Raw genomic sequence first — 2,729 nt, 5'->3', positions numbered from 1 at the left:
GCGCGAACCATCTGCAAACCCAGTCCCCGGCTGCCGCCGGTGATCAGCGCCACCTTGCCGGAAAGGTCGAACAGCGGATCGGTCATAACGAGGTCCCCCTTCGCGCTCCCTTCGCGGACGCGACGGCAAGGTCGTACACTAGGTTACCCCACGTCGCGGAGCGCTGACCGATGGACATGAGCTGGAGCCCAGCGGAGCGCGCCTTTCGCGACGAGGTGCGCGCCTTTCTCGATGCCGAGCTGACCGCGGAGATGCGCGCGGTCACCCGCAGGATGACCAGCGTCTATGCGCCGCACGAGCTCGGCATGGCCTGGCAGGCGATCTTGCACGCGCGCGGCTGGGCTGCGCCGGCCTGGCCGGTGGAGTACGGCGGCTGCGACTGGACGCCGGCGCAACGCTACATCTTCGCCAGCGAATTCGCCGAAGCCGGCGCGCCGCCTCTCTCGCCCATGGGCATCGGCATGTGCGGACCGGTGCTGATCGGTCATGGGACGGCCGAGCAGAGGGCCCACTATCTGCCGCGAATGCTGTCGGGGGAGCATCACTGGTGTCAGGGCTACTCTGAGCCCGGCTCCGGCTCCGATCTCGCCTCGCTCCGCATGAGCGCCATAGACGATGGCGAGCACCTCGTATGCAACGGACACAAGCTGTGGACCACCCACGCCAATGTCTCGAACTGGATCTTCTGTCTGGTGCGCACGAGCGAGGAAGCGATCCCCCAGCGCGGCATCACCTTCCTGCTGATCAACATGGCCACGCCTGGCGTCGAAGTGCGGCCGATCTTCATGCTCTCGGGCGAGCACATCCAGAACGACGTGTTCTTCACCGATGTGCGCGTGCCCAAGGCTAACGTGGTCGGCCGCATTGGCGAGGGCTGGACGGTGGCCAAGTATCTGATGGAATTCGAGCGGGGTGGCGGCGTCTCGACGCCGGGGCTGAAGGCGCGGCTGAAGCGCATAGAGACTATGGCCAAGGCCGAAGCCTCCGGCGACGGCGTCCGCTTGATCGACGACACTAAGTTCCGCGCCCGGCTCGCTGACGCCGCGATCCGCATCGACGCCCTAGCCGCGGCCGAGCTGCAGGTGCTAGCCAACCTCAGCCACGGCGAGGCGCCCGGTCCCCGCGCCTCGATGATGAAGACCGTCGGCACAGAACTTTCCCAGCACCTGACTGAGCTCGCGCTGCAAGCAGCGCACGGCTACGGCGGCCTCTACCAGCCCCATCTGGCCGCACCGGGTGGGCCTGTGCCTGGCTGGACGGCGCCCGAGAGCCAGGGCCAGATCGGCCCCGACCACAGCCTGACCGCCGCAGCCAAGTACTTCAACGACCGCGCTGGCTCGATTTACGCTGGGACGAACGAGATCCAGCGCAACATCATGGCCAAGGCCGTGCTGGGATTGTGAGGAAACTGGAGCGGCCGGGGGGAATCGAACCCCCGACATTCAGCTTGGGAAGCTGACGTTCTACCTCTGAACTACGGCCGCGCTTCCGTCCGTTTAGCGGCTCGGCGAGGCTGGCTCAACCCAGCTGAGCCCGACCTAGAGAAGCTGGATAAGCATCAGAAGAACGCCACTCGTCGCCACAATCCAGACGCCGGTGCGCAGCCAGGGGACGCCGGCGAGATAGATTACCGCGAAAGCCACGCGCGCGCCGACGAAGATCTGCGCGCCCAGTAACGTCATGGCGTTCGAGGCGCCCGCCGCGTGCGCCACCAGCACCAGGGCGGCAAAAGGAACCAGGCTCTCCAACATGTTGCGATGCGCCCGGCCCGCGCGACCGACCCAGCCGGTGCTTTCGGCGAAGCCTTCGCGGTTGCCTACTAGCTCCAGCATGGATCTGGTCATCAGAGATCCGGCGATGGTGACGGCGAGCTGGGCCAGCGTCAGGATCACGGCCCAGACGAGCAGTTGCAGTTCGGCGGTCATGGTTTTTTCCTCCCGCCCGGCATCACGCGCCCGCCGGACGCGGCTGTCAAACAGCTCTGGTTGACCTCATGCGCACAAGGCCGCACCCTCCGGTTCAACAGACAGGGAGGTTCTGATGGCGGACGGCGGCGGGCCCGTGCGGGCGAAGTTCACGGCGATGGCCCAGGGTACGGCCGAAGACTGGTCGGCGATCACCTCCATGAGCGCGGCCCATCGCGGCCGGCACGTGGACAACATCATCGCCCATCTGGGCCTGTTGAAGGACGATCACGGCGGCTTTGCTGTCGACCGGCTGGAGCATTCTCTTCAAACCGCCAGCCGCGCCCATCGCGACGGCCGCGACGAGGAGTATGTGGTCTGCGCTCTGCTGCACGACCTGGGCGACATCTTGCTTCCGGCCAGCCATGCTGAGTTCGGCGCAGCGATCCTCAAGCCTTACATTTCAGAGGCCAACCACTGGATGCTGGAACATCACGGCGTCTTCCAGGGCTACTATTTCTTCCACTACCTGGGCCTAGACCGAGACCTGCGCGAACAGTTCCGGGGCCATCCGCACTTCGAGTACACGGCGCAGTTCTGCCATCTCTACGATCAGAACTCGTTCGACCCGGCCTATGATTCAATGCCGCTGGAGGCCTTCACGCCGATGATGCGAAGGGTGATGGAGAAGCCGAAGCACTCCATCTACGCGCGTCCCGCCGAATAGCCCCTACTGCCCTTGGCCCAGGCTGTAGCCCGCCTCGCCATCGAAGGTGCAAAGGTGCTCAGTCTTGATGAACTCGATGCCCGCGTCCGGCGCGCGGC

General features: G+C 65.6%; 4 protein-coding genes and 1 tRNA gene. 2 read left to right on the top strand and 3 right to left on the bottom strand.

Annotated elements, in window-relative coordinates; translation table 11 throughout:
- The first annotated feature begins 176 nt into the window (after positions 1–176).
- Positions 177–1,403 carry an acyl-CoA dehydrogenase family protein gene (locus ACIQ3R_RS17280; protein ID WP_397420085.1) on the top strand — a complete coding sequence of 409 codons (1,227 nt, stop codon included), beginning with the start codon at positions 177–179 and terminating at the stop codon, positions 1,401–1,403.
- A gap of 6 nt (positions 1,404–1,409) precedes the next feature.
- Here ACIQ3R_RS17280 and ACIQ3R_RS17275 read toward each other — a convergent pair.
- Positions 1,410–1,484 (bottom strand) — tRNA-Gly (locus tag ACIQ3R_RS17275).
- A 54-nt stretch (positions 1,485–1,538) separates the two neighbouring features.
- A complete protein-coding gene (locus ACIQ3R_RS17270; RefSeq protein WP_397420084.1) occupies positions 1,539–1,925 on the bottom strand; it encodes an MAPEG family protein in 387 nt (128 codons plus the stop codon).
- Between the two features lie 115 nt (positions 1,926–2,040).
- On the opposite strand from ACIQ3R_RS17270, the gene ACIQ3R_RS17265 reads away from it, so the two are divergent.
- Positions 2,041–2,631 (top strand): HD domain-containing protein, encoded by a 591-nt coding sequence (locus ACIQ3R_RS17265; RefSeq protein ID WP_397420083.1) that lies wholly within the window; start codon positions 2,041–2,043, stop codon positions 2,629–2,631.
- A gap of 3 nt (positions 2,632–2,634) precedes the next feature.
- On the opposite strand, the gene ACIQ3R_RS17260 is transcribed toward ACIQ3R_RS17265, so the two are convergent.
- Positions 2,635–2,709, bottom strand: a complete 75-nt coding sequence (locus ACIQ3R_RS17260; protein ID WP_397420086.1) for a hypothetical protein — start codon at positions 2,707–2,709, stop codon at positions 2,635–2,637.
- Between the last annotated feature and the right edge of the window lie 20 nt (positions 2,710–2,729).

The organism is Phenylobacterium sp. (assembly GCF_044371015.1).
Classification (GTDB): Bacteria; Pseudomonadota; Alphaproteobacteria; order Caulobacterales; family Caulobacteraceae; genus Phenylobacterium.
Note: the sequence above shows the minus strand (reverse complement) of the source record. Positions and strands in the feature narration are given on the sequence as shown.